Genomic DNA, 25,785 nt, shown 5'->3' with positions numbered 1-25,785 from the left:
CTTCCTCCCTTTACACCTTGATGGCAGAGGCCAGCGTCATGATCCGCTCCTGGGAGAATTCCTCCCGGCTGACCTCTCCGGAATAGTTGCCCTCGCACATGACCATAATCCGATCACAAATACCCATCAGTTCCGGGATCTCCGAAGAGATCATGATGACCGCCTTGCCCTGGCGCACCAGATTGCCCAGCAGCAGGTAGATATCCCGCTTGGCACCCACGTCGATGCCGCGGGTGGGCTCGTCCAGAATGATGATGTCCGGATCGTTCAAAAGCCACTTTGCAATGACGATTTTCTGCTGATTGCCGCCGGAGAGGTTTCCAACGATCTGGTCTGCGGAAGGAGTCTTGATGTTGAGCTTTTCGATATACTCCTCAGACGCGCGGCGGGCTTTTCCCTTGTTGTAGAGTCCGTGGGTCAGGAGCTTTTTGATGGCCACCATGGCAATGTTGTCGTTGACCGTGCCGCTGAGATTCAGTCCCGTGACCTTTCGGTCCTCGGTGATAAGCGCAACACCCTGTTTGATGATGTCCTCCGGAGAGGAGATCTTCACCCGCTTGCCGTGGACAAAAATCTCTCCCTGTGAAAGGGCGTGCATGCCAAAGATGCCTTCCACCAGCTCGCTGCGCCCAGCGCCCACCAGCCCGCCGATTCCCAGAATTTCACCGCGGCGGACGGACAGGCTCACGCCCTTGACCTTGTTGTCGGCCCGGACGATGTTTTTTGCCTCAAAGACGACCTCGCCGATGTCCGCCTCCAGCTTTGGATACACATCCGTGATCTCCCGTCCCACCATCATTTTAATGAGCTGGCCTTCGTCCAGCTCCGTTGTGGTGCCTGTCCCGATGTACTGTCCATCCCGGTAGACGCTGACCCGGTCGCAGATGGAAAAGATCTCCGCCATACGATGGGAGATGTAGATGATGGCAACGCCCTTCTCCTTCAGGCGGCGGATATGTCCAAACAGCAGCTCCACTTCCCGGTCGGTGATGGCGGCAGTGGGCTCATCCATGATGATAACCTTGGCGTTGACGGAGATCGCCTTGATGATCTCGATGAGCTGGCACTGGGCAACTGTCAGGTTCCGCAGCGTCTCCTTGGGCGAGACGTGCAGTCCGCACTCCTCAATCAGCTTCTGAGCCTGTTCAATCTCGGCCTTTTTGTCCACCAGACCGTTCTTGCGCAGTTCCCGTCCTACGAAGATGTTTTCGTATACGGTCATATCCAAGATGGGATTGAGCTCCTGGTGGATCATGGCCACGCCCATGTCCATGGCTTCCTTGGGGTTGGAAACCATATAGGGCTTGCCATCAAACAGGATCTCACCACCGGCATCCCTGGTGTAAATCCCCATCAGGATTTTCATCAGGGTCGATTTACCGGCTCCGTTTTCTCCCATCAACGCATGGACCTCTCCCGGCCGTACCTGCAGCTGGACATGGTCCAGCGCCTTGACGCCTGGGAAGGTTTTGCTGATATCCTTCATTTCCAAGATATACTCCATGCAGTTCTCCCCCCTCACATATACCTCTTTGTGATTATTTTATCGAACACCCGGCATTTTTGGAACGCCTGTTTTTCACATGACAGGGGAGGATTTTTGGCTTTTTTTCAAAAACGTCATTTTGTGTAAATGTGTAAGTGCTTTTTTGTTATATGTTTACAAAAACCTTCTGCATCTGCAGAGCAGGCGGCACTTATGCACGGTCAGACATTTTCACTGAACGTCTGGAAGTCCCTGTGACATATAAAAATAGCCACACCTAAGGGTGTGGCTATTTTAGTGTGGCTATTTTATATCAGGCGCTGAGAAAAGGTACATATCTCAAAGTCCTGCGGCATGGGGGTGTAGACAATGTGCGTGCTTTTTTAAAAGGCTGACACGCTGACAACGGAATCTGGTATATGAGGCATTGCATCCTTGATACCGGTACGGCAAAGCTCCAATAAAAATTTTTTGTTTTTATTTTCGGGTAACCTTATATAAAAGGCCAATAGTCTCTCATACATCCATCTGGCTTCACTTTTCTCCTGCACGCTATGAAATCCAGAAAGCGCAGGATTGCTGGAGACTGACGGACGCAGGCCGGCGGCCCCGTGCGTGAAAAAGGGGCCTGCGCTCATACCCGTTCCCGCTCTGTTGTGTGCTGTTGTGTCGGGAAGGTACTGGCTCGGTATTCCGCCTGCCTCGTGACTTCTGCCTGTGACGTTTCTGTTCTGTGTCCGCCTGAAAGCGGAACGGCACATGTCAGGCTGAAACTATGCCGCATCGATCAAAGAAAGGTGCTCCTCAGCACAAAAAACCATGTGTACAGTGAGAGGATTGTAAAAGCACCAGGGATAGATCTTTTGCGGGATACCGTTTCGGCCTTCCGTCCAAAAGCTGCCCGACTGTTTGGAGCCGGGGACCCGGATATCCAGACAGCTTTTAAAATGCTCCTAAATGGGTTCATGATTATCCCCGGGCTAGGCTGAACACATGAAACGGGACTGGTTTGCCGCATGTTTTGCGCGGGAAAATCAGATTGTTCCCCGCCTCACACTGCCGAAAGGCAATGAAAATCAAATATAATTTGTCATAAATCTGTCATCAGAGAGGCACAAATCCCTTAGAAAACAGACGTTTTTCATGACATCTTATTGGAAAGGAGGGGAAATTCCGTAACAGAGAAGGAACGGCTCCAGCTTCGTCTGCAGCCGAAGACCCGGGAGAAAATCGAGCGCTGGCAGAGCGATGCCAGCTGCTGCAGCATGAGCAAGTCCGTGGAAAAGGCGGCGAACTTCTACACGGCCTACTTGACATCAGACGATAGTAGCGTGCTGCTCTCACCAGCGATCCAGTCAGCCATCGACGGTCAGCTGCAGGTGCTCAAAAAGCAGATCAGCTACAAGAGGTATATTGTGACGGAGATCATTCCGAATGACCGTCGGCCTACCCGCAAGCAGGACCAGCTTATCACAAAGCCGACGAAAGACTTCATGGATGTGAAAGAGCTGCTGGAGTATGAGGACTATGTGCAGAAGCCAACAAAAGCTCATGCGTCGTCACTCATCACCCTGATACTGGAGGAATACTGGAAACAGGTGCAGCAAACGGACGGCTATCTGAAGTACATCGCAATGCAGCCTCGCGCGGAGCGTCTCGGCTATAACAACGCACAGGCATGGCGGGCTTTGCTCCGTGCTCACCACAATGACATCGCAGCGGCTATGCACTTTCACGTGAGCTATATCTTCCAGCACAATGCGGCTGCCGTGACTGCACAGCCGAGGCTGCACATCGACTGCAAGCAGATGCAAGAGCTCCAGAAGCTGCGGATCGCTCTGGGCCATCAGCCAGACAACCACGAAGAAGAACAAACCCGGTCCCGGGGCGGCATGACCATGAAGGGGTGGTAAGGTTCTGCACTGCATAAAACTCAGATGCGAATTCTGAAAATTGTTTCTGCTTTGAATAATTACAGATTCTTTCGTGATACTCCGTCTTTTTATTGCTGATTTAAAATTGCTCATGTTGCGGCGCGAAACTGTATAACTTTTTCCAATCGGGAGCCTGTATGTAGGAGGACTTATTCCTTACTTCACACAGGAGGCCTATTTATGACCGAAGAAAATTACAATTACCGAACCAGTCAGGCGCTGCTTCGCAATCAGTTTCCCGGCAACGGAAAGTTGAAAATCCCCATCATTCCCATGTTCCAAGAAAAGCCCGGAGACTTTGACGACCTTTTGTTGATAGGCTTCGACAAGACCCATTTGGAGGATCAGAATCATCTTGACCGGATGGTTCACTTCTTCCTATATGACTATCGTTTTGAGCGGGTTTGGAAGCACCCAGATAATGACGTCGAAAAACTGTCCCGCTACCGTGCGGTGCTATCGCCGGATTTCAGTATGTACCTGGAGATGGCGCCTGTCATGCAGATTTACAATGTATTTCGTAATCGCTGGTGCGGTGCATATTGGGCATCCAAAGGAATCCGGGTGATTCCTGCCGTCAACTGGGGAGACGAATCTACGTTTGATTTCTGCTTTGAGGGGATTGAAAAAGGAAGCGTTGTTGCTGTCTCAACTTATATGGCCACAGAGCATGACAACTGCTGTGACCAGAAAGAATGGTTCATAGCAGGATATGACGAGATGCTGCGGCGCATTGAGCCGGAAAAAATCATCTGTTACAATACACCGTTTCCTGAAATGCAGGGCAATATCATCTACGTGGATTACGAGCGTAGTTTCCGTGGTGAAGATTTGGACGCCTTTAAAATCGGCAGCACATCGAGTGGTGATCGTGATACAATAGAGCCGTACCTGATTGGCAAAGGCGGCGGCAGTGCTTATGGCGCAGACTGGAAACCAAACCCTAAAAAACCAAACGATTGGAAGTTCTTAGGGAATCCGGGCGATATCAATCAGACATATAATAAACACGGAGAGCTTTATGAGACCCATATTGGCCCAGATGGTAAAGCCGATTATGAGATTCATCATTCAGACCATGGTAACCCGGGGGAGCATGTAAATCCCCACGCCCATGAAATTATATGGACACCAACAGGTCCAAGCTTTAATCCTATGGATATGCCATTGAAGCGATTCATACAAAGAAAGGAGATTGTTTCCATGACTCCTTTGATTCCCGCTAATACACCCGAACAGAATCAATTTGTTTCAATCAGTGATTTTAAATGGTGTGTGGACAAAGGCGGTGAAATCGACTTTATTTGGGATGGGAAAGAATACGGGATCAGCCATTCCAGGGGACGAATCATTGCCTACCTGTGGGGGCAGCCTGATACTACACAATACTTCGCAACAGCTGACGATGTCCTGAACTATATGGTAGGATCTGACCGCCTGCGCGATGTGATCACGCAGGTTACTGTGCTTGACCGGACTATCTAAGATAAAAGTGTCTTGTCTGCTGCTTATAAACCACCGGTATTACCGGATTTCACAGGCCGTTTCATGACACGCGGACGATTGGAGTATCCTTCGGGGTACTCCGATTTTTTATTGTTAATTGGAAAGCGGAGCCGATTGCTCTGGCCATCGGCGTGGATGCCAAGACCCGCTCCGGCATCCTGGACCACACCAAGGCCAGCTTCCCCTTGGACACCTACGCCAACGTCACCGACGATATACAGCGGCAGGCGGCCCAGGTGATGGACACCTTCATGACCGAGATCTTCGGAAAGGGGCTGATACCATGGCAAAGCGGCGAAAGCCCGGCAGCGGCAATCAGATCGGCGACCACCTCTGGGAAGGGCGGTATTCACCCGGAGGGCCGGACGGCAAGCAGAGCTCCCGGAATGTCTGCGGCCATACCCCGGAAGAGTGCGAGGAGAAGCTGAGAGTTCTGATTGCCGCCATGAAAGCGAAAAAGAAACTCCCGCGGATGCGGGAGTTTTCCTGTCTGTGGTATTTCTGTAGTCAATCAAAAACACCAAAAAAATCGGGGCACTGCAAATACGCAAAAAGCAAAGAAAAGAACCTGATTTCTCGTGAAATCAGGTTCTTTTTGGCAAAGACTACTGGACTCGAACCAGCGAGCTTCTGCGTGTGAATCGTACGCTTTTCAGTTGAACTGTATGGCTATATTGGTCGCTTTTTGCTGAAGAAGTTGCATGGGATGAATTTTTTAGATGTTTGATTCTGAGGGGGAACCCGAAAATCGGACGAGAAATTGGAAAGGACAACCGGGCCTACGATGGAAGTCCATATAGATGCGAAGATAAACTAGGTGCGGAAAGAACGGGTTGTCCTGTCCTTTTCGCTCTATTTGTTGTTTTTAGCTGTTAACGAGGGTAATTATCATCCGATCTACTCCACTGCCTCTATCTGCGTTTTTCCTGTTAGGGGCCGATGCTTGGGGCAAGTTCCCATCGCAGCGGATTTGAAGCTGCCATGCTCGGCACGGTCTGTATCTCAAAAAATTGGTTACCTTATCGGACCTCGATATGTCCCAGCGATTCCGCCATGGCCTTGTCAGAAAGCTCCTGCCCTAGGCCAGGCAGATCCGGCACAGTCAAATAACCGTTTTCCGGTACGTAAGCGTACTTTCCGTAGGACACACAGTCAGGATGCGCTGCCATATGGTAGGTTTCGTGGATGTAAAAATTGGGGATGGCGGCTTCCAGCTGAATGGCAGCGGCCTCCGCGATAGGAGTTCCGGCTACATGGCACTGGACGCGGACATCATAAATGTGTGCCAGGTCGCAGATCTTCTTGGCCTCGGATAGGCCTCCGCAGTTGGTGATATCCGGCTGAATCACAGAAATAGCTCCCTGTTTGAGCAGCTGTTCAAAGCCCCAGCGGGTGTGGAAACGCTCACCAGTGGCCAACGGTGTCTCGACTCTCCGGGCGATCTCTCCGTAAAGGGCGGGATTGAAGTTAGAGGTGGCCTCTTCGATCATCAGCACGCCGTACTTGCGGGCGATCCGCTCCAGCTGCACGGCCGCGGTCACATCGGTCCCGCAGAGATTTTCCAGGATGATGCCCAGCTGGTCACCGCACCGCTCCCGCACTGCTGCCAGGCGGGATTCTGCAAGATCCAAAATCGTTTTCTCCAAGGGACCGGTGGTCATCTCCCGGGGCAGGGGCTTTGCCTGCTCGTCAAAAGCCACGGCATTGAATTTGACGGCAGGATACCCGTCCTTCTGGATCTTGGCGCAGGTATCGGCCAGCTGCTGTATAGTGGCCTGTAGGCGGTAATCATCCAGATAACCCAAATGGCACTGGGAGAGATAACACTTGAGTTTGTCACGATGCTTGCCGCCCAGCAGAACATAGATGGGGACCCCCAGCTTTTTGCCCTTGATATCCATCATGGCGGTGTCCAAGGCACTCATGGCGGAGTAGACCGTCACACCGCCTCCGCTGAGGTGTCCCCGGAGCACATTATGGATGTCCTCCCAGATGACCTCGTTGTTCATGGGGTCCTTCCCCAAGACCAGCTGAGAGAGGTCCTTGAGCATATAGGCCACGCCGTTTTCACCGGTTCCTACGGAAATGCCGGCTTCACCATACCCGCAGATCCCTCGTCCGTATTGACACGGCACACCGCCGGACGAAAAGGGAAGGGGGAAAACTCCTCACCGACATGGCGCAGGAGGAAAATGTCGACGCTTGTAATCTTCATGGTTCAATCCTTTCTTGGAGTGCCAAAAATTTATCCCTCCGGTTTTGTGCGTGGGCCCCCATCACATTTTTGGCAGATACCGCGTCATGCGCACAAAAGGCCTGTATCAGTCGCTCATGGTATGGAATACCTTCCTCCGCGCCCAGGGTCACATAGGTGCGATGCATGACCGGCTGGAGAAACTCCAGTAAAAGCGCGTAAGTCTGAACCACCAGGGAATTCTGCGTGATCATCGCGATTTTCGAGTGAAATTCCACGTCCACATTGGTCAGCGCCTCCAGATCGTTTTGATCCTTGGCGGCAATCAGGCGCTTATGGATCGCTTGCAGTTCCGCCAGCTCCTCCTGGGTGCAGCGCTGGACAGCCATGGCTGCCACACTGTCCTCAATGAGGCATAGAAAATCCAGCACTTCCACAATATCTTCAAACTGCAAATCGCCGATAGGCACGATATTGAGCATGTAATTGCCGGAAATCTGCCGCTTGACATAGGTTCCGGTGCCATTTCGGGTCTCTACCATCCCATAATCAGCCAGTGTACGGATGGCCTGGCGGACAGAGCTCCGACTGACGCCTAACGTTTCAGTCAACTCCTGTTCAGAGGGCAGCTTTTCGCCTTCCTTCCAGGTCCCCTGGAGGATCTGGTCCCGCAGCTGTTCAAAAACCTTCTCTGCAATATTCACTCGCGTAATCTGTTTGAGAGCCATAAAGTCCACCGTACCTTTTGTCAAAGTTTGGTATGTATGGAAAATGCATACAATCCTTTACAAAATTATCCTAACAAATACAAGCATTGTCAAGGCTGGGTTTCGCCCAAAATCCAGAGTCTTCTGCACAGGACCAAGGAAATCGATTCACAGCTCTCTGAACACTCTGCCTCATATTCTCTTTCTGCTGTCCAGAGAAGACCAATCCGGAAACAGTGCGATCCGCACCGCCAGTCTCATCACCGGCTCCGGCTCATCGGTCAGGTGGGACAGTAGCCAAACATTCGGGGCCAAAATGATTTTGAAAGAGGCAGGGGGGCTTTTCACACCCCCTGCCCTCTCTATATTGCTTATTCCGCAACGGAAGCAGTTTCCACCTGTGCCAGCAGGCTGTCCACCAGATCGGTGCCGATTTGTTCGCGGACCAGATCGTAGACGTTGGCGGAGACATCAGCCATCTCCTGAATCATGGCGGGCTCCAGAGTGATGATCTCCAGGCCGGCATCCTGAATGGTGGACTTCTGTCCTTCGATGCGCTCGTCGGCCATTTGACGGGCATACTGATGGGCCTCAGCAGCGCACTCACTGACCAACTGCTGGATATCAGCGGGCAGGGCGTCATAGGTGGCCTTGCTGCCCACCATGTTCAGAGTGTGCAGCAGATGATTGGTCTCAATGACATAGGCCTGGGGCTCATACAGCTTGTTGGCCACGATCAGGTCATAGGGGTTCTCCTGAGCGTCCAGAGTACCTTGCTCCAGGGACATATACAACTCGCTGAAGTCAGCGGGAGTGGGGTTGGCGCCCAGAGCCTGCCAGTAGGCGATGTGGTTGGGATTCTCCATGGTACGGATCTTGATGCCGGAGAAATCAGACATCTGGCGGACCGCCTTGCTGCTGGTCATGACGCGGAAACCGGAATCGGCATAGCCGAACAGCTTCAGTCCGCCGGCTTCATAGGCGGCCTGCAGCTCCGCCAGAATGGGGCCGTCCAGCACTTCCCGGGCGGTTTCCAGGTCGGGGAACACGTTGGGCAGGTCGAACAGGGCGGCCTCAGGGATATAGTTCACCAGAGAGCCGGTCATGCCCACGATGAAGTCCACGGAACCGGCAATGCAGGACTCCGTCAGCTCCGCGTCGCCGCCCAGGGCGCCGTTTTCATACAGTGTCACGGTGACAGCACCATCAGAGCGATCTTCGATCAACTCCTTAAACTTGGCTGCCAGCAAATGGTTGACGGAATCCTCCGCAGTGTTGGTGCCTACAGAGAAGCTGTAAGTTTCCCCGGCGGCATCCCCGCCAGGCTCCTGCTGTGCAGTCTCTCCGCCGCCGCAGGCGGCCAGAGACAATGCCATTGCCAGGGATAAAAGCAGAGCCAATAACTTTTTCATGGGAATATCCTCCTTAAAAATAATTAGAACTATGAACGGGCAGCTGCCCGGAGCTCTTACTGCAGCAAGAACATGCTGATCTGGGGCACGAAAGTGATCAGCAGCAAGGCGATCAGGAACGCCAGGATAAAGGGAACTGCCTTTCTGGCGATATCGAACACAGATACTTTTGAGAGGTTGCTGGCCACAAACAGGTTGGCGCCCATGGGCGGGGTCACAAAGCCGATGGCCAAGTTCACGCACATGATGATGCCGAAGTGGATGGGATCGACCCCGATGGCCTCCGCCACCGGCAGCAGCACGGGGGTAAACACCAGGATTGCCGGACCGGTATCCATGATCATGCCCACAAACAGCAACAGTACGTTGATCAGCAGCAGGATAACCACCTTGGAGGAGATGGCACTGAGCACCGCCTCGCTGACGATGGTGGCTACATTCATCAGCGTGATTACACGGGCAAAGGCCACGGCCGCGGATAGAATGATGAGGATAGGGGCATAGGAATGAATGCCTTCCAGCATGATTTTCGGAAGATCCCGGATCTTGATGGTGCGATAGATAAACAAGCTGACGATCAGAGAGTAGAAGATGGAGATGGTAGCCGCCTCTGTGGGGGAGCAGATGCCGCCGTAGATGCCGCCCAGAATGATGACGGGGGACATCAGCGCCCAGAAGCCCTCTTTGAGCACTGTGCCCAGGCCTTTTGCCCGCAGTTCCATGCATTTGGCGTTGAGCTTGTCCTTATCCTCTCCATGGATCTTACAGTAGATGTAAGAATAGACCATCAGGCACAGGGCGATCAGCACACCAGGCAGGAAACCGGCCAGGAACAGCTCGGAAATGGAGGCGCCGGAGGCGTTGCAGTACATGATGTAGGGGATACTGGGGGAATGATGATGCCCAGACTGCCGGACACGGCCACCAGTGCGGTGGCAAAGGTCAGGTCATAGCCCACACTGGTCAGCAGGGGGATGCACATAGAACCCACGGCCGCGGTAGTAGCGGGGCCGGAACCGGAGATGGCACCGTAGAACAGGCATGTAATGGTCACCGCGCAGGGGAGACCCGCTGTTCTGTTGCCGACAAAATACGAGAACACATTGAACAGCCGCTCAGAAATCTGCCCCTTCGCCATGATCACGCCAGCGATGATAAACAGGGGAATCGCAAGCAGGGGGAAGTTGTTTAAACCACTCACCATGGAGCGGACCGCAGCGTCCGCCGTATAGGGGAAACTGGCGTCCACAATGGAGGGAAGCAACGTCACAAACGCGAAAGATACACAGATGGGTACCGTCAGTACCAGCAGAAGGACCAATACTCCGAAAAACAACGCCAGAGACATTTAGGGCGCCTCCTTTCCGATTACGATTTTGGTTTCCGCCACGATCCGGCCCAAAGACCGGAAAATGGAGAGAGTCAGACCCAACAGGGGACCCGCATAGACGATCGCCAGGGGTAATCCCAGAGCAGGGCTGGTCTGTCCGGCGGAGGACGTCACCATGTGCCAGGCGTTGACCGACAGCATAGCAAACACCACGGAGCAGAACAGGTACACCACCATATTCAATCCCGCCCGAACGCGCCGCGGCATCCACAATACGAAAGCGTCAATGGAGATGATGGAGCGGCACTTGATGGAAAGACTCAGTGTGAGAAAGCCCGTCCACACAAATAAATATCTGCTCACTTCTTCGCTCCAGGTCAGGGAGTTGTTGAACAAATAACGGCAAACTACCTGCAATCCTGATACTAGCGTGATGACCGTAATGATGATGCACAGCAGAACTTCCTCAAAATTGTCCCAAGTCCATCGAAGTTTTTTCATATTGCCCTCCTTAAAAAGTTCTCCCTAATAACTAATCGATAGGACGTCATCTGTCTGACAGCTGATAGTTAAATAATAAATTTCATTTTATCTTTTGTCAATAATTTTACCTTTTGTTTCTCTGATTTGGCTGACTAACCAAAAAACGGAGAGATCTTTTGTCTCTTATACCAGTCGACCTGGATATAGACCCTATTCGATCTGGGGCGGCAGTTGGTTGCAGGGCTCTTTGATCTCAAAGAGGTTAGAATAAACATGCAGTTTTCTTCATACGTAAGCCTGTATTTGAGAAAACTCTCAGGAAGGAAACCTATGAGCAAGGAGGCAACTGGTGAAAACGGCGCTGTTCTGGGGAGCGGTGAATATTGGAACCGCGTAAACCGCGCCGCTTTTTTTGGCACGCTGATGCAAAGACCGTCAGAAACGAATTACCACGAAACATTACGGGAGATGGGGAACCGTGCCGGCGCCGCAGTGGAAGAGATCTACGACGACTTGCAGGAACACATAAACGTCATTCGCAATATATCCTCTGATCGAAGGAGCGCACTTGCCAAGCAGGTACAATCACTAATATGATGTATGCAGGATGTCCCGCAGTTTTTGCAGCCATAGCAGTGACTGCATAGAAATCCTGAATCTATCCTCTTTTTATCTCCCAGGCAGTTCTTTTCGTGATGATCGGGCTATCCAAACAGCAATTCAAAAAATTAAGAGCGGTTCGGACTTCTTTACCAGTGAGTGTCTTGATTTACTTCAAAAGGCTGTGGATTGGAGTATTTCCTTTGCGGCGGGAGGGATGCAAGAAAGACTGCATTTCCGCAGGATATTTCACAGGGAAAGGATAAAGAATTCTTACGGGATGTACTGAACACATACCGCAGCAACAATAAATCGGCAGATCTGCGGGGGCGTTGTGGGTATTCCATTGGCAGCAGAGAATATCTGAACTATGCGGAACGGAAAGTCCCTTTGCAGGATCTTCCTGCCATATGCAGCGATGACTACGATGGAGGCATAAAGGGCTCCTTGGAAGATATCGTGCGCCAATTACAGCGGGATTTATCGCAAAACGAACGAGAGAACAACTATATCACAGACGATACAGCCCGCAACCTGCATGCCGCTGTTAGCGAACTGGAACACTGCGGGATCAGCACAGGCATTTCTGACAGCATGATCGAGCGGCTGGCATGGTTTGTGGGTGGCAATGCAGCAAGAACTCGACGAATTGAATTTAGGCGAGCGGCTGCTGGAGGACGGAGTTTGCGGAAAAAAGACTGACGGTGCTCGTGAGAGCTTTCTGGCTGAATTAGCGCGAGGCACCTTTCCAACTCTGGCATGGCTTGACCCGCTCCAAAGCAGTTGGACGAGGATTCTGGCTGCAACAAAAATCGCACGGAATGGACGGGATTTTCCATATTTTGTATTCTTTGGAAGTAATATGCCGCTTTTCGGTGCCGATTTGCACTCCCATAGAGGGAATACAAGCTATTACCTTATCAATGTGGATCCTCTCACAAATGCTTCGGCGTGGCAGAAAAGGCTTCCATCCGGACTGGATCATACCGAGATTTCCAAAGTAGTCAGGATCGCAGGGAGAGTGCTGTTGGTCGCGGGTGCAGCACTGGATGCTTTGGGGCTATGTGATGTCATTGACGGAGATCTGCATGACGCCCATCAGAAAATTGGCAAAAAGACTTATAGTACAGCTGCAAGTATTGGCGGCAGTTGGGCAGGAGGTGCACTCGGCGCCAAAGGCGGCGCTCTGGCAGGTGCTGCAATCGGTACGGCAATTTTGCCGGGACTTGGCACTGCTGTGGGCGGGATTGCCGGCGGATTGCTCCTTGGTGTTGCAGGTTCCTCTTTGAGAAAATGGGTAATTGATATCACAGATGTGGGAGAGTAACTATGGTTTTCCGAAAACGAAAAGAAAGAACTGACAGGTTGCTTAACGAACTGCACCTAGGGGAGTTTTGGCTGATGCCCGGAGCGTTCCGGGCAGAGGAAGCAACTGCCGGTATGATGGGATCATACGGACTACCCGGAGGATATGGGGCGCTGGCGGCCTCGGCCGAACAGGAGGAAGCACTGCGCCCCTTCCATACGATTGTACAGCCACTGTGGAAGAGGTCAGTGCCGGGCTACCTGTGGCGCTGACCGTGTCGGACTATACCGGACATACCTGTGCCCTGTGGGAGGCGCGCTTTCCAGAACTGCGCCAAATGGCGTTGGAACAGTGCCGTTGGTTCAAAGAAGAGGAGGTGGGCAAAGGGGAAAGGCATATATTTCTCTTTGACCGGCTGCCGGCTGCCCAAAGGATTGTATACATCGCTCTATCAGTGTATCCAACCAGAGATTCCCCGGGCGGATGTCTATCTGAATTGTTCTATTCTGAAAAAAGAGTTTCCTCTTCATTTTGATGAAGGTTCGACTCCGGAGAAGAGCGCTCTTCTAAACCTGCATGTGGATTGGGGACATTTGGTACTCATTATACAAACCGCACCAGACTTTCCGATCAAAAAGCTCGCCAAAGAGCTTGCAGACGCGTGTGAGATGGAAGGCCGGATTTTTTCTGGCCATACAAAAAGACTGTAACCATTACGGCAGCACCGGGCAGGGATTTCCTGCCCGACACTGTCCAGCTCTATCAGATACTATCGCCGTATTGGTCGGAGAAGAAGCTAAAAGTTTAAGCATGTTTTTTGAGACGAATAAAAGAAAAGTCCCTGATTTTACATAAATCAGGAACTTTTCGACGGAGACTACTGGACTCGAACCAGTAACCTCCTGCGTGTGAACAGCTTTATGAAACTTTTTTGATTGTTTCCGGCGGTTTTTAATCATTTCTGCTCCATTTCAATTGTTTCCCGGGCGTGATTTACTGTGCAAAATCCGCTTGTTCCACAAACTCCTGTGGTACAAGCTGTGGTCTGACTCTGTTATGTCGGCTAAAGTTCCGATTACTTATTAGTGAAAAAAGAACATCCCAATCCCCAGGGGCAAGCGGACAAAAAGATGGACTGGAAAAAGGCGGAAGAGATGTATTCTTACGAAGAAAGGAAAAGCAATGGTACAGTTTAGTCCGGAAGAAAAAGCGGAGGTATCATTTCTATATGGGTGAGATCTGCTCAGCCGTGGAAAATACCCTTTGGCGGGATTTTCATGCGGGCTTGCTCATCGTCAAATGGGTTATTGACATTAGGAGTTCCTTATCCCCGCTGGCTGAGAAGCGGCGAGTATCCGATCGCCAGTTTAGACTGGGAAGGGCGTTACCGCTGGTAGGGCTAAATTCAAAGCTTGGAGCAGGCTGAACTCACTTGCTCCATGTCTCAAAGGAGGTCACTTCCCCGACAATGCAGTCTGCGTAGGAAGGACGGTTGAAGAACGAGCTGTTTTACGGGAGTTTCTAGGAAAGCACATCTGTTTTCTAGTTCATTAGCAGTGTAGATCCCTGCATGAATATGGTATAACGATGGCAGAATCAAGCTATCCTTGGGGGCGATGAGATCTGCCACATACAGGCGCACCTTGAAACTCCCCATTTAGGTCCAACTTCTTGTTCGCATCTCCCTGGGCTCCAATACTCAAAATTTGTACCGCAGTAAAGTGTATAGGAGGTGAGTAAACCAACTGGAGTGGGCTTTTATCTTTGCTCGGGATTGTTATAAAGCCTATATCTAACCCACGCGGTACGCAAGACTGTCAGGAAAAGCTGTTCATATCTGAAATTCCCAGATTTCAATACAAGGCCTAGTTCCAGCTGTTCGATGGGCTACAGTTCCAGCACGCCAGGAGCGATATCTTGCCACGCCTGATTTTTGCCGCCAACTACTGCAATGTCTACCATAAACTTCCATACGGCTTATTAACCCTTGGATATACGTTCCGCGCCAGATCGCTGGCAGTCACTTAATTCAACAGGATTTACAGCGGAATGCCTCCTGTTTGCAGATTTTATAGCTTCTTGCAGTACGGTTTCCGTCTGTTCACCAGACAGCAGTTGTTCGGGATCAATACGAACGGCACTTACTCTGCTTTCCAGGTAAGCCTACACTTACCTTTGTACCATGGCGGAATAGCTTCCAGAGAGAATTAGGTGAGGTAAAGTCTCATTAGCCGCCAGTTCTTTCAGATTCAGCTTGCTTTTCGCACCTTTTCTGATGAGGCATCTAAGATATACCAGTAGTCCGGAACCACCAGTCAGCAGCGGTAAATGTCAAAATTTTCTGCAGCCTGTACCCCGTTTCCATAGTGCGCCCATTGACCAGCTATGACGGATACAACACCGTACACCAGCTGCTGGTCAGTTCCAGCGCTACTTTTCCGTTTCCAGTACCATCCAACAAAAAGCCTGTAGTCCGGCTTTGCAAAAATGACGCGGCTTTACTGCCGGTAAAATTATTGGCAATGCAGCCTATCCAGAGCTGGTTGTCATTCCAATCCGCAATTTTCCTTTAGTAATGGTGTCGCCAGCGACTTTAAGCCGGCAGCTGCACGCCCGTATTTAAGCATGGAGCTTACGCCAAATCGTATTTCTGCTAATTCCCAGCCGCCTTGCCGCAGCGGACTGGTTCATGTTTTCCTCCATCAGTACATGCTGAATAATATCCCGCTCAATTTCCTCCAGCGGTTTTGTGATATCAATTCCACTGTAATTCAAGTATTCCGTCTCCTCCGGGGGAATAGTATTGTCATTTAAAAGCAGGGTCTGTGCCTCTTTCAGAGTAATCTGTGCTCCCTGTGCGGTCAACACTAATTGCTGAATAAACGTTTTTAACTGGGATAAATTGGTATTCCAATGCTGCTGTTCCAGCAGAGCCACGACCCCTTCTTCAAATCCCCGGATACTCTTTTGATATTCTTGATTTGCCGCAGTTAAAAAAATCTGTGAGAAGTCCGTAATGGAATCAGGAAATTCCCGTAGAGGTGCCAGGATTACATGGAGAGACGAAATCTTCTGGTACAACGGATACAAGAACTGGTCATTGGACAGAAGATGGTGGATCCTATTCGTTGCCGAAGCGATAATAAAGTGCCGCTGATCCGCAGCAGAATCAACTATGTAGGCGCTCAACTCCTGCTGCAGTTCTATTGGAAGTAAGTGAATGTTCTCCAGATATAATGTGCATCCGTTTTCATTCAAAGGTGATGCAGTTTTATCCAAAAATGCATTCCAGCGTTTCCTGGTCAGTAGGTTGCAGCGCACAAAGATGAACGGAGCCATTGGCTCCTTGCGCAGGCCATGCAAATAATAGGCCAGACTGCTTTTTCCGGTACCATATTCTCCCAAAATCAACACAGGCGGCGGAGACACGGATGCGGTGACAATCTCCGCCACCGCTTGTACCCGTGGGTTATTCTTTTGAAGAGTATTGATAAATTCCGGGGACAGTGTCACTGAAAGCGGTTTTTCGATGGTAATGTCTGCCTGGGAGGCATATCCCTTATGCATCAGTGAAATGAAGAACAGGAAGCAGTCCTGATTGCGATAAGAAACCCTTTTGCCGATAATTTCGATTCCCTGTGTTCCGATTTTTTTACAGCCCCTATCGGTGGACTGCTGCAAAAGCACCGGAATAAATAGCAACAACTCTTTTTTAAAGGTTTGATGATCGGTAATCTCAAACGCGCGATTGTCAACAATTACGTTGCCTATCTGGTCCATCAGGATAATCCGGAATTTTAAATTATCAATAACTGTCTGAAAAATCTGAGTGATCTCCTGCCCCTTTTCCATCAACTCCGAATAATAGATGGCTGCAATAACGGACTGGCGGATACAATCCTCTGATGACAGAATTAGGAGTCCCCGAAGTCCGTTTGCCATAGCAGCATTTACGGAAGGCACATCCCCAATAATCAAAGAAAATCCCCGGTCAGCCAGTTCCGCCACCCGTTCCTTAACTTCTGCGTAGCGCACCTCGTAAATCTCCGTGTTTTTCAGTTGAAGCACTTCAAATACTTTTTTGACGGAATTAATAATGCTGGAATATCCGACCACCGCCACACGCTGATCGCTGAATCCCGGTTGGTTAATAGCCCGCAGGATATCCAATAAGGATACATCCACTTCCACCACCGGCACAGAGGTAAACTGCCGAAGAATCGCCGCAATTGCACCACGAGTAATGATTGCGTCAAAGGCGTTAGGTGGATAGGAGTTAAAAATAGAGATTGCCGTAAACTCATCTCCGGTATGCATCTCAAAATCCACCGTAGGAAACTCTTGGATGACGGGCGCGGCAGTCTCTTGGAAGGACAAATATGGGGCAATGATTAATATACGGAATCGTTTCATGGGCCTCCTCCCTCCATTTTTATTCGATTCAAATTGTAGCATATAGCAGGTTTTGTGGCAAGTAAAATCTTATTTGAGTTAATATTGCTACAAAATATAGCATTATTTTGCAACACATACCTTGATGAATGCTATTTCTCTCTGTAAAATTACGGTATAAAGCAATCTGCACAGCATCATTTTTGTGCATTTTGCTCACTCGAATACAATACCATTTAAAAAAATGGAGGAGGGCCAAGATGGACTTGAGCTGTGATTATCTGAAAATGAAACACCCGATCGCCCAAAAGGCGCTATATGCGCTGCTGGAAGTCAAGGATTCGGACCTTCGTTTGGATACGGTATATCAGGGAAACCACGCTGTAGACCAGGGAATCCACATCGGTGGCACCTTCTCAGAACTGATTCCACTGATCGCGCTTTTTTACGGAGGTTTCATTCATGTAAATGTGGAAGACCCCACTGCTCGTGAAAGTGACATCTACGTACAGAGCAAGGGACACGGTATAGCCGGTATGGCATCGGTCTTTTCGGATTTTGGTTTCTTTGACAGAGCGCTTTTGGAGAATTCCCGCGGAAGTGACAGCGATCTGAATGGACATCCTGGCCCTATCCTGCCAGGAGTACATATCGCGACGGGACCTTTAGGGCAGGGCATCAGTGCCGCTGTCGGCTTTGCCATGGCGCAGAAAATAGAGGGTGTTGGGCGGACATTCTGCCTGATGGGAGACGGGGAACTGCAGGAGGGCATTCCATGGGAGGCATTCATGTTTGCCTCTGCCAAAAATCTGAACAATCTGTGCATTCTCATCGATCACAACTATGGACAAAACGATGACTCTCACCGTCTCATGCTTTCCATGGGTAGCTTGCGAGAAAAATTGGAGAGCTTTGGTTTTGATGTTTTGGATGTCAACGGTCAGGAGTACGAGCCGATTTACCATGCGTTGGAGCACTTCCAACATCGGATCGACAGCCGCCCCATGGCCATCATCTCTGAATGCCGCAAGGGTGAAGGTGGTTTCTCCAAAGCCACCGAGAGCCACAAGACCACCGTGGGGCAGGATCTGGCGGAATGGGAAATCCATCAGCAGACGCTCCGCAGGGAAACCCGCATTAAAAACTTGTGTCATTTTCTACAGGCTGCAAAGGTGCGTGCGCCGGAGGAATATGAGCAACTCCTGCACTGGGCTTCCAAGATGGGGATTGATGTACAGCAGGATGAAAATGGCCCTGTGGGTGTTATACGCCGCTATTCTCAACGCCGCACCAAACGGGCTGCTCCCCGAGACAAGACTCTGCATTACCAGGAGCGCGACCTACCCGATCCCAAAATCGGAGATAAGCTGCAGTGCAGCAAAATTGCCGCGGATATGGTAGCAGCCTTTTCCAGAGACCCGAAAATGATTACTTTGGACGCGGATATGGGCCTGATCTCTGGTCTTCAGCCCGGTATGCTGAAACATGCTGGAAACCGCGGCATCAATGTAGGCATTGCTGAATCCAACATGAGTGGCATCGCCGAGGCCTTTGCCGCAAAAGGCTATAACGTCTGGCACTCCACTTTTGGCGTCTTTTTTGACTGGCGAGTTTTGCGCCGGATTACGGTCAGTCAGCAAGAGCGAATGGAATCAATTTCCAAAAGTGACGGCTGGCTGTCCGAGGGCCATCAGCTGGATATTACATTGTTCTCTACCGCTAGCAACATTGACACCGGTGTTAACGGCGCCACCCATATGAGCATCGACGATGTTACCGCGCTTATGCAGCTGCCTCACTTGCGGGTAATCGATGTAGCCTGTCCCCGAATGATGGTGGCGGTCATGAAATGGATTGCCAAGGGTAGCAAGGGGCTGGTGCTACTTCGGCTCACACGAGCCGCTTCTGAAACCATTTACCCTGAATCCCTGCAATTTGAATACGGAAAGGGCTATGTCCACGGAGATCCTCATGCGGACACCGTCATCATCACTAGTGGCCGAGGCATTTATGAGGGACTCAACGCCCAGAAGGCGTTACGGGAACAGGGACGCGAGATCGCCGTGGTGGACATGCCTTCCTTTGATGCAGATCTGGCTGCGCAGCTGACCCAACAAGGCAAACGAATCCTATTTGCCGAACAGAATAACGGTTTCCTGTTTGCCTCTTATCTGGACGAAATGTACCGGCGAGGAATCGCTTGGTCGCCGGAAAAGATTACCACCCTCAGCACCCGCACCAGAGAGCGAAAAGCACGGCATCTGCACTCCGGAACCTATACACAGCTGGCAAAACTCTGTGGCCTGTCTGCAGAGGATCTTGTAAATACGATCACATTTGAAATGTAAAGGAGGGCGCATATGGGCTTTGACATGAATGCTTTTTCCCTGGCAGGGAAAAAAGCCATTGTTACAGGTGGCGCAAAAAAGACCGGCCTGTGTTATGGTATGGCTGTCGCACTTCATGACGCCGGTGCAGAGATTGTCATTCTGGACGCAAATTCACAGGTTGAAAACACGGTGGCAGAATTGGGTGGCGCCAAATCTGGATACCACGCCGTGGTAGCAAATCTATTGGACCTCAACGATCTCAGCAACGGGTTTCAGCAAGCGATTTCAGCTCTGGGTGGACGGCTGGATATTCTGGTCAACGGTGCCGGACTTCAGTATCGCTGCCCCTCCGAGGAGTTCCCCGAGGACGCTTGGGATCGCATTATGGGGGTCAACATCAAGGGCGTTTTCTTTATGAGCCAGCTGGCTGGCAAGGTGATGCTGAAACAGGGCAAGGGAAAAATTATCAACATCGCCTCCACCAATTCTTTCATCGGCCTGCGGAACATGCCGGCGTATGTCTCCAGCAAGGGCGGCGTCAAACAATTGACCATGGCGCTCTCCTCTGAGTGGAGCGGTCGCGGCATCAATGTCAACGCCATTGCTCCCGGCTACATGGACACCGAAATGAGCAAGGATCTGCAGCAGATGGAACAGGGCAAACAGCTCACTAAGCGGATCCCTATGGGAAGATGGGGGCATCCCGAGGATCTGATGGGTACTGTCGTATTTCTGGCCTCATCTGCTTCCGACTACATTAGTGGTGTGACGCTCCCGGTGGACGGAGGTCATTTGGCAAGTTAAGGAGGTGGGTAAATGGCCATTCGTAAGCGCAACGATTTCATTTTAAGCATTCTCTCTTTTGCAATTGGATTGTTCCTGTTCGCATCAGAATCAACTGTTAGTGGTGTCATGCTGTTTGTCGGACTTCCCTTTCTGGCGGAACCCCGCACCTTTATTCAAGGCATCGGTATTCTGCTGATGGTATTCAGCATCCCTCTGTTTCTCAAATCAATCAGTCTGAAGGGTGAGCGGGACTCTGGCAAATTCAGGTTGAAAAAGGAAACGATCATTACTCTGATTGCGCTGCTCCTTTTCGTTCCCGCCTATGAACTAATCGGTTTTCCCATTGCTTCTTTCCTGCTCACTTTCTGTCTGAGCGTTGTGTATGGTCTTTGTGAAGAATCGCAGCGGGAGGAGCATGAACGTACCAGCAAAAAAAAGTTCTATCTTATCCGGTTTGTCTATTCTCTTGTTGTCGTAACCGTTCTGGTCCTCGTATTTACACAGATCCTGCATGTCAAGTTCTTCTGAGTCCGTTCTTTCCTACATTTCGTTATTTTGCTTAGGAGGAAAATTATATGAAAAAGAAAAATATCTTGGCACTGGCCTGCGTATTTCTTATGATGATCGGCATTCTGTCGGGCTGCGGTGGCGGTGAAGAAGCCGCTTACCCGGCGGAAGACATCTCGTGTCTGGTCCCCTACGCCGCTGGCGGCGGCACCGACAACATCGCCCGTGCTGTGGCGGCCAACATTGATCTACCTGTGTCCATCGCCTGCTCCGTTATGACCGGTGCCGGCGGTTATACCGGTTCACAAGAATTTTCCACACAGCCCGGCGACGGCTATCACATTATGTCTCAGAGTCCCCTGGACCTGATTTGCTACTATCTGACCGGTGTCAGTGAGGAAAAACTCTGGGAGAAGATGGAGCCGCTTCCCTGCATGGTAATCGATCCCGGCATCGTGGTTACCAATCCCAACAGCGGGATCAACAGTGTGGAGGATCTAAAAGCAATGGATCCCGCTGAACTGACTTGGGGATTCATCGGTGCCCGTCAGCAGATGGTCACCATCCAACTGCTCCAGGGGCTCGGCCTGGAAGGTGCCACCCAGGTTCCCTACGACAGCGGTGCTGACGCCATTACTGCCATCATGGGCAACCATGTTGATGTCAGTTTCATGCAGGTGGGCGATCTGGGCTCCGCCGTGGAATCCGGCAATGTGAAACCCCTGCTGATTGTGGACGAAAAGCGCTGTGAAATTTATCCCGATATTCCCTGCACAGAGGAACTGGGAATTGAAGCCACCGGCGCCCAGTATCGTGCCTTCTTCGCCACCAAGGATACCACTCCCGAGCAGATTCAGTATCTGAACGATAAGATGGCAGACCTTCAAGATGACCCCGATTATCTGGAGGCTCTGGAAGGCTTTGGCTTCCTGCCTGGCTTTATCCCGGCCGATGAGATGGGGGCGAAAATTGAAGAGTGGTACAACATCTTTGCTCCGATTTATGAGGAGTACCTCAAGTGACTCGCTTCTCACCCGCGCAAAGCAACGTCAAATCGCTCTCGCTGCTTGAAATATAGGAGGTGTCGTGAATGCAGCTATTTGCAGAGGGCTGGGCTTACCTCATGGCGAACCCAATGTCGTTTGTCTATATGACTGGAGGCATCCTGATGGGTATCATCTTTGGATGCATCCCTGGCTTGACGGCTGTTTTAGGCGTTACGTTGATGATTCCTTTTACCTACGCCATGTCTGCTGCGGAAGGCCTTTCCACTCTTATCGGCATTTATGTTGGCGGCATCAGCGGCGGCCTAATCTCTGCGTGCCTGCTGAAAATTCCCGGGACCTCAGCATCTCTTGTCACCACCTGGGACGGCTATCCCATGGTCAAGCGTGGCAAGCCGGAGGCTGCACTGTCTCTTGGTGTGTTTGCCTCCTTGATTGGTGGCACATTTTCTGCTATTGTCCTGGCGACCATAGCGCCGCAGCTATCCAAGGTCACATTAAAGTTCGGGCATTGGGAGTATTTTGCACTGATTTTTTTCAGTATCTGCGTAGTGCTCTCCATGGTCAGTTCTAGCGGAGCCAAAGGCGGAATCGGATTGTTTTTCGGCATGGCTATCGGCTCTGTGGGAATTGACCAGGTCACCGGCGTAAACCGGTTGATGTTTGGCCAGTGGCAGCTCAGTTCCGGCATTGGCCTGACCGCTTTTCTGATGGGGCTGTTTGCCATCAGTGAGGTTCTCAGCCAATCCGGTGAATTGTCCGGACTGCGGATAACAACCCGGGTGCGGCGTGTCCCCTTTATCCCCCCAAAGGATGAGCGGGATGAAATGTGGAAAGGCATCACCATCGGCTCTCTGTTAGGTACCTTCACCGGTATTTTACCGGCCGTGGGTCAGGATACTGCCACAGTGCTGGCCTATAACCAAACCAAAACCATGTCCAAGCACCCGGAAAAATTCGGAACCGGATATGCTGCCGGTATCGCAGCATCTGAGAGCTCCAATAACGCTGTCAACGGCGGAGCCCTGATCCCCTTGTGCTGCCTGGGGATCCCAGGCGACAACGTGACAGCTGCTCTGATTGGCGGTCTTATGATCCACGGTCTGCAGCCTGGACCCATGCTGGCGGTGGACGCCCCGGAGGTGATTGGATGCATTATGCTGGTGTATTTTCTGGCAAATATTGTAATGTATCTGATGGAAACCGGCCTGATGAACATTTTTGTTCAAATGATCCGGATTCCCAAGTCCCTTCTTTTTCCTGCTATTTTGGTCTGCTGTGTTTTGGGCGTCTACGCCATCAACAACCGCATTTTTGAAGTGTTGGTAATGGTAGTTTCTGGAATCGTTGCCTATTTTCTGTTGAACTATTTCAAACTGGATCTGATTGCAATTCTGCTGGGATACCTGTTGGGGCCACTTCTGGAAACCTACTTGCGGACAGCCATGATCGCCGACCAGGGAAACTTGTTGGCTTTCACACAGCACCCCATTGCGCTGGGTCTCATTGTTGCGGCTGTTATTGTCTTAGCGGGACAGGCCTTCTTCCGAAAGTCCCGTAGAAAAAAGCTGTTGCGTTAGCAGGCAATACCTCCGCGCAGGAATAAGGCAACAGGCCGGCCCGTCTTTCCGGCGGGCCGGTCCTTCCTTTCATCTGACATTCAATTTGAAAGGAGCATATTTGACATGAAAGCAGCTGTTCTAACAGCACCGTATGAGATTACCGTTGAGAAGCGGGGAATGCCTCAAATTCAGGGGCCACAGGACGTTTTATTTAAGATTTTGCAAACTGGTATCTGCGGCTCTGATATGTTGGCATTCCGTGGAGGGCATAAAACCGTGCAATATCCCCGAGTCCTGGGGCACGAGTGTGTAGGTGAAGTTGTCGCAGTTGGCTACGAGGCGGAAAAGAAATTTCTCCCCGGCGATCTCGTTACAGTACAGCCTCAGTTGATCTGCGGTACCTGCTATCCGTGCCGGCACGGCAGAATCAACGTCTGCACCCACAAGAAATTTATGGGTATTAACGAAGACGGTTTTTTCACGGAATATTATAAATGTAACCAATTTAACATCGTGAAGCTGCCGCAGGGAGTAACCCATGACATGGGTATGCTGGTAGAACCCTTTGCCGTAGGAGCTAATGCAGCGGAACGGGCCGGAGCTGAACAGGGGAAAAATATTGTAATCGTGGGCGCAGGTACCATCGGCAACTGCACAGCACAAATAGCTGTGGCTAGAGGCGCTAACGTTTTAATTACAGACATTAAAGACGGACGGCTTCAATACGCACAGGACTGCGGCATAAAAAACTGCTGCAACACCAATCGGGTTTCTCTTGCGCAAGCCATCGATGGGGCATTTGGTTCTGCAGGAGCAGATGTATTGATTGACTGCTGCGGAATCCCAGAAATGCTGCAAAACATGGTGTGTTGCGCACAAAATGCTTCTCGCATTGTTTTGGTAGGCACATATGGGCGGGATATTCTGATGAATATGACACACCTGCAACGAGGAGAAATCGATATTATCAGCGTCATGCAATATGTCCGACGGCACTACCTACAAGTATTTGACCTCATGCAACGGGGAAAGCTGCATCTGGAGGGCTTTATTGGGGCCCGCTTTCCTCTGTCAGGCCTTCAGCAAGCTTTTGACTATCTTCATGAACCAAATACGGATGTAATGAAAGTTGCAATTATGGTGCAGTAGGATTGACTGCTGCCTCCACCACGCGGCACGGAGAGGCGTACCATTCAAAGGCCACTGTTTGTTTCCTGGACCCCACGGATATAATGAACCTGATTCAGCATTTACAGTTTGCATTACATAGTAGTGCGTTTGCTGAAGTGGGAAGATGAAATTAGTTTTGGCTGAAATAAGTACTTTGACATTTCAAAGCTTGCGCCGCAGTAAACAGTACAGAAGTCCGGAACTGGCCCATATCACCAGCTCCGGGCTTTTCTCTTTCTGAAGATCACAAAAACCTCTCCCATTCGACACGGTTCGACCGACAAAAAATTCCAGCATGATATAATCAAACCAGGCGCAAGCCTAAACTCGTAGCTTTCCGGTGAGGTCCACACCCCGGTGGGACCTCAGACGTTCATGGGCCTCGTAGGGCACCATCACCATCCCTGTACGAAGGAAACTTCCATGAAGGTCTTCAGTTTTTGGCGCTGTGCCGGCAGCGCGGGTGTGTGACTTTCCGTCGAAAGCGGAAAGGACACAAATGAACGACTTTGTCGTGATTCCTTATAGTGGGCAGCAAGTATCAGTGCCAAAGGAGGTCGCAGACTTCCTGGAGCAGGATCGGAAACGGGAACAGGCGCAGGAAAAGCAGGACGAAAGGCATCTGAGTAAAAGTGAGTTTGAAACGGTGCTGCCCGGCTCGGAATGCGTCAGGCGTCCCGTGGAGGATCCTGTACTCTGGACCCTCCGCCTTGAAAGTCTGCAAAAAGCCATGGAGGTTCTGGATCACCAGAGCCGCGAGTTCATCGATTTCCGCTATGACAGGGGTCTGACCATGGAGGAGATCGGAAAGTTCTACGGCGTGTCCAAAATGGCGGTATCAAAGCGGCTGAGAAAGCTCCACCAAAAGCTGAAGGGCTCTGTCATCTGACAGAGCCCTTCAACTTTTTTTGTTTTCCGGTTTACAAATGCCCTTTGAGTGTCCTAGTAAGTGAGGGGCAATGGTTTCCGCGTTGTGAGAACGCAGCGAGTTGACGTGAGACACACATTGTAAACAAATTGAAAATCTCGCAAAAATAGGTTGTAAAAAACCGTGATTTTATCCCTACCCCTTATGA

General features: G+C 50.8%; 22 protein-coding genes and 1 pseudogene. 15 read left to right on the top strand and 8 right to left on the bottom strand.

The window, feature by feature from the left end; all coding sequences use genetic code 11:
• Positions 1-10: 10 nt before the first annotated feature.
• Together EIO64_RS08130 and EIO64_RS08125 are read right to left on the bottom strand one after the other, a co-directional pair.
• Positions 11-1,504: a sugar ABC transporter ATP-binding protein gene (locus tag EIO64_RS08130; protein ID WP_021750360.1), complete on the bottom strand. Its 1,494-nt coding sequence runs from the start codon at positions 1,502-1,504 to the stop codon at positions 11-13.
• 365 nt (positions 1,505-1,869) lie between these two features.
• Complete coding sequence (locus EIO64_RS08125) at positions 1,870-2,124, bottom strand: hypothetical protein (RefSeq protein WP_136891155.1); 255 nt, start codon at positions 2,122-2,124, stop codon at positions 1,870-1,872.
• Between the two features lie 516 nt (positions 2,125-2,640).
• On the opposite strand from EIO64_RS08125, the gene EIO64_RS08120 reads away from it, so the two are divergent.
• From EIO64_RS08120 to EIO64_RS08105, 4 genes are all read left to right on the top strand, one after another.
• A complete protein-coding gene (locus tag EIO64_RS08120) occupies positions 2,641-3,399 on the top strand; it encodes a hypothetical protein (RefSeq protein ID WP_207754073.1) in 759 nt (252 codons plus the stop codon).
• Positions 3,400-3,600: 201 nt separating this feature from the next.
• Positions 3,601-4,905 carry a DUF4417 domain-containing protein gene (locus EIO64_RS08115; RefSeq protein ID WP_136891154.1) on the top strand — a complete coding sequence of 435 codons (1,305 nt, stop codon included), beginning with the start codon at positions 3,601-3,603 and terminating at the stop codon, positions 4,903-4,905.
• Positions 4,906-5,057: 152 nt separating this feature from the next.
• Positions 5,058-5,354 carry a hypothetical protein gene (locus EIO64_RS08110; protein ID WP_136891153.1) on the top strand — a complete coding sequence of 99 codons (297 nt, stop codon included), beginning with the start codon at positions 5,058-5,060 and terminating at the stop codon, positions 5,352-5,354.
• A 17-nt stretch (positions 5,355-5,371) separates the two neighbouring features.
• Positions 5,372-5,566 (top strand): hypothetical protein, encoded by a 195-nt coding sequence (locus EIO64_RS08105; protein WP_158629737.1) that lies wholly within the window; start codon positions 5,372-5,374, stop codon positions 5,564-5,566.
• 379 nt (positions 5,567-5,945) lie between these two features.
• On the opposite strand, the gene EIO64_RS08100 is transcribed toward EIO64_RS08105, so the two are convergent.
• The 5 genes and pseudogenes from EIO64_RS08100 to EIO64_RS08080 form a co-directional block, all read right to left on the bottom strand.
• Positions 5,946-7,061, bottom strand: coding sequence for a mandelate racemase/muconate lactonizing enzyme family protein (locus tag EIO64_RS08100; RefSeq protein WP_136891152.1), 1,116 nt, complete (start codon positions 7,059-7,061; stop codon positions 5,946-5,948).
• A gap of 76 nt (positions 7,062-7,137) precedes the next feature.
• On the bottom strand, positions 7,138-7,824 hold the full coding sequence (locus EIO64_RS08095; protein WP_207754072.1) for a FadR/GntR family transcriptional regulator: 687 nt from the start codon (positions 7,822-7,824) through the stop codon (positions 7,138-7,140).
• A 374-nt stretch (positions 7,825-8,198) separates the two neighbouring features.
• A complete protein-coding gene (locus EIO64_RS08090; RefSeq protein WP_136891151.1) occupies positions 8,199-9,239 on the bottom strand; it encodes a TRAP transporter substrate-binding protein in 1,041 nt (346 codons plus the stop codon).
• Positions 9,240-9,295: 56 nt separating this feature from the next.
• A pseudogene (locus EIO64_RS08085) lies at positions 9,296-10,587 on the bottom strand (TRAP transporter large permease).
• A complete protein-coding gene (locus tag EIO64_RS08080; protein ID WP_025543651.1) occupies positions 10,588-11,070 on the bottom strand; it encodes a TRAP transporter small permease in 483 nt (160 codons plus the stop codon).
• Between the two features lie 312 nt (positions 11,071-11,382).
• On the opposite strand from EIO64_RS08080, the gene EIO64_RS08075 reads away from it, so the two are divergent.
• From EIO64_RS08075 to EIO64_RS08060, 4 genes are all read left to right on the top strand, one after another.
• Entirely contained in the window at positions 11,383-11,649 is a 267-nt protein-coding gene (locus EIO64_RS08075) for a hypothetical protein (RefSeq protein ID WP_119311685.1), read from the top strand.
• 192 nt (positions 11,650-11,841) lie between these two features.
• The gene (locus tag EIO64_RS08070) at positions 11,842-12,354 is read left to right on the top strand and encodes a hypothetical protein (RefSeq protein WP_197714232.1); all 513 of its coding nucleotides are present in this window, start codon (positions 11,842-11,844) and stop codon (positions 12,352-12,354) included.
• Positions 12,281-12,979 (top strand): hypothetical protein, encoded by a 699-nt coding sequence (locus EIO64_RS08065; RefSeq protein ID WP_036626848.1) that lies wholly within the window; start codon positions 12,281-12,283, stop codon positions 12,977-12,979. The genes EIO64_RS08070 and EIO64_RS08065 overlap by 74 nt, the downstream gene beginning before the upstream one ends.
• Before the next feature lie 214 nt (positions 12,980-13,193).
• Positions 13,194-13,493, top strand: coding sequence for a hypothetical protein (locus EIO64_RS08060; RefSeq protein WP_158629736.1), 300 nt, complete (start codon positions 13,194-13,196; stop codon positions 13,491-13,493).
• A 2,084-nt stretch (positions 13,494-15,577) separates the two neighbouring features.
• Here EIO64_RS08060 and EIO64_RS08055 read toward each other — a convergent pair.
• Positions 15,578-17,371 carry a PrpR N-terminal domain-containing protein gene (locus tag EIO64_RS08055; protein WP_158629735.1) on the bottom strand — a complete coding sequence of 598 codons (1,794 nt, stop codon included), beginning with the start codon at positions 17,369-17,371 and terminating at the stop codon, positions 15,578-15,580.
• Positions 17,372-17,610: 239 nt separating this feature from the next.
• Between EIO64_RS08055 and EIO64_RS08050 the strand changes: the two genes are divergently transcribed.
• From EIO64_RS08050 to EIO64_RS08020, 7 genes are all read left to right on the top strand, one after another.
• Positions 17,611-19,698, top strand: coding sequence for a transketolase C-terminal domain-containing protein (locus tag EIO64_RS08050; protein WP_051319940.1), 2,088 nt, complete (start codon positions 17,611-17,613; stop codon positions 19,696-19,698).
• A gap of 12 nt (positions 19,699-19,710) precedes the next feature.
• Positions 19,711-20,484, top strand: coding sequence for an SDR family oxidoreductase (locus EIO64_RS08045; protein WP_021750610.1), 774 nt, complete (start codon positions 19,711-19,713; stop codon positions 20,482-20,484).
• Between the two features lie 12 nt (positions 20,485-20,496).
• Entirely contained in the window at positions 20,497-20,994 is a 498-nt protein-coding gene (locus EIO64_RS08040) for a tripartite tricarboxylate transporter TctB family protein (protein ID WP_021750609.1), read from the top strand.
• Between the two features lie 47 nt (positions 20,995-21,041).
• The gene (locus EIO64_RS08035) at positions 21,042-21,995 is read left to right on the top strand and encodes a Bug family tripartite tricarboxylate transporter substrate binding protein (RefSeq protein ID WP_021750608.1); all 954 of its coding nucleotides are present in this window, start codon (positions 21,042-21,044) and stop codon (positions 21,993-21,995) included.
• A gap of 68 nt (positions 21,996-22,063) precedes the next feature.
• Positions 22,064-23,557 carry a tripartite tricarboxylate transporter permease gene (locus EIO64_RS08030; protein WP_021750607.1) on the top strand — a complete coding sequence of 498 codons (1,494 nt, stop codon included), beginning with the start codon at positions 22,064-22,066 and terminating at the stop codon, positions 23,555-23,557.
• A 105-nt stretch (positions 23,558-23,662) separates the two neighbouring features.
• Positions 23,663-24,688, top strand: a complete 1,026-nt coding sequence (locus tag EIO64_RS08025) for a zinc-dependent alcohol dehydrogenase (protein WP_021750606.1) — start codon at positions 23,663-23,665, stop codon at positions 24,686-24,688.
• Between the two features lie 520 nt (positions 24,689-25,208).
• A complete protein-coding gene (locus tag EIO64_RS08020; protein WP_081692033.1) occupies positions 25,209-25,598 on the top strand; it encodes a sigma-70 family RNA polymerase sigma factor in 390 nt (129 codons plus the stop codon).
• Positions 25,599-25,785: the final 187 nt, after the last annotated feature.

Origin of the sequence: Dysosmobacter welbionis, from assembly GCF_005121165.3 — a bacterium.
Taxonomy (GTDB): domain Bacteria; phylum Bacillota; class Clostridia; order Oscillospirales; family Oscillospiraceae; genus Oscillibacter; species Oscillibacter welbionis.
The sequence above is the reverse complement of the archived record's forward strand: the minus strand, read 5'-3'. Positions and strand labels throughout refer to the sequence as shown.

Bases quoted from the DNA above. Each gene is read 5' to 3' on its own strand.
- EIO64_RS08130 (WP_021750360.1), bottom strand. From the start codon at position 1,504: ATGGAGTATATCTTGGAAATGAAGGATATCAGCAAAACCTTCCCAGGC.
- EIO64_RS08125 (WP_136891155.1), bottom strand. From the start codon at position 2,124: ATGAGCGCAGGCCCCTTTTTCACGCACGGGGCCGCCGGCCTGCGTCCG.
- EIO64_RS08115 (WP_136891154.1), top strand. From the start codon at position 3,601: ATGACCGAAGAAAATTACAATTACCGAACCAGTCAGGCGCTGCTTCGC.
- EIO64_RS08105 (WP_158629737.1), top strand. From the start codon at position 5,372: ATGAAAGCGAAAAAGAAACTCCCGCGGATGCGGGAGTTTTCCTGTCTG.
- EIO64_RS08090 (WP_136891151.1), bottom strand. From the start codon at position 9,239: ATGAAAAAGTTATTGGCTCTGCTTTTATCCCTGGCAATGGCATTGTCT.
- EIO64_RS08080 (WP_025543651.1), bottom strand. From the start codon at position 11,070: ATGAAAAAACTTCGATGGACTTGGGACAATTTTGAGGAAGTTCTGCTG.
- EIO64_RS08075 (WP_119311685.1), top strand. From the start codon at position 11,383: ATGAGCAAGGAGGCAACTGGTGAAAACGGCGCTGTTCTGGGGAGCGGT.
- EIO64_RS08065 (WP_036626848.1), top strand. From the start codon at position 12,281: ATGCAGCAAGAACTCGACGAATTGAATTTAGGCGAGCGGCTGCTGGAG.
- EIO64_RS08055 (WP_158629735.1), bottom strand. From the start codon at position 17,371: ATGAAACGATTCCGTATATTAATCATTGCCCCATATTTGTCCTTCCAA.
- EIO64_RS08050 (WP_051319940.1), top strand. From the start codon at position 17,611: ATGGACTTGAGCTGTGATTATCTGAAAATGAAACACCCGATCGCCCAA.
- EIO64_RS08045 (WP_021750610.1), top strand. From the start codon at position 19,711: ATGGGCTTTGACATGAATGCTTTTTCCCTGGCAGGGAAAAAAGCCATT.
- EIO64_RS08040 (WP_021750609.1), top strand. From the start codon at position 20,497: ATGGCCATTCGTAAGCGCAACGATTTCATTTTAAGCATTCTCTCTTTT.
- EIO64_RS08035 (WP_021750608.1), top strand. From the start codon at position 21,042: ATGAAAAAGAAAAATATCTTGGCACTGGCCTGCGTATTTCTTATGATG.
- EIO64_RS08030 (WP_021750607.1), top strand. From the start codon at position 22,064: ATGCAGCTATTTGCAGAGGGCTGGGCTTACCTCATGGCGAACCCAATG.
- EIO64_RS08025 (WP_021750606.1), top strand. From the start codon at position 23,663: ATGAAAGCAGCTGTTCTAACAGCACCGTATGAGATTACCGTTGAGAAG.
- EIO64_RS08020 (WP_081692033.1), top strand. From the start codon at position 25,209: ATGAACGACTTTGTCGTGATTCCTTATAGTGGGCAGCAAGTATCAGTG.